1 protein-coding gene is annotated in these 831 nt (G+C 64.6%); it reads right to left on the reverse strand.

Features of this window, described 5'->3' with window-relative positions; genetic code table 11:
* Positions 1-812: alpha/beta fold hydrolase (locus tag AC1DF3_RS36950; protein ID WP_478142807.1), on the reverse strand; the 812-nt coding region annotated here is incomplete at its 3' end.
* Positions 813-831: the final 19 nt, after the last annotated feature.

Below are 831 nucleotides of genomic sequence, written 5' to 3' on the forward strand. Positions count from 1 at the left end.
TCGGGGTTGATGACTTCCGCGTGGGTGGTGAGCATGCCGTGCGGGAAGCCCTTGTACACCTTGAGCGTGCCGTTCTTCAGCAGCTTGACCGACTTCAGCGCCGCGTCGGCGATCGGCACGATCTGGTCGTCGTCGCCATGCATGACCAGCGTCGGCACCGTGATCGCCTGCAGGTCCGCCGTCTGGTCGGTCTCCGAAAAGGCCTTGATGCCTTCGTAGTGCGCCTTGGCGCTGCCCATCATTCCCTGGCGCCACCAATTCTGGATCACGCCCTGGTAGACCTTGGCACCTTCCCGGTTGAAGCCGTAGAACGGACCCGTCGCCACGTCGAGGAACAGTTGTGCCCGGTTGTCGGCCACCCCCTTGCGGAAGCCGTCGAAGACCTCGATCGGCAGGCCTTCCGGATTGCTCGCGGTCTTGAGCATCAGGGGCGGCACCGCGCTCACGAGCACGGCCTTGGCGGCGCGACCACTGGGCTCGCCATGCTTCGCGACGTAGCGGGCGACCTCGCCGCCGCCGGTCGAGTGGCCCACATGAAAGACCTTGGTCAGATCGAGCGCCTCGACCACCGCGAAGGCATCGGCGGCGTAGTGGTCCATGTCATGGCCATCGCTCACCTGCGCCGACCGCCCGTGCCCGCGGCGGTCGTGCGCGATCACCCGGAAGCCGCGTTGCACGAAGAACAGCATCTGCGTGTCCCAGTCGTCGCTGGAAAGCGGCCAACCGTGATGAAACATGATCGGCTGGCCGTCCTTGGGGCCCCAATCCTTGTAGAAAATCTCGACGCCGTCCTTGGTCTTGATCGTGCTCATGGGCTGATGGTCTTTCTGA

This window comes from Variovorax sp. 10N432 (assembly GCF_056394465.1).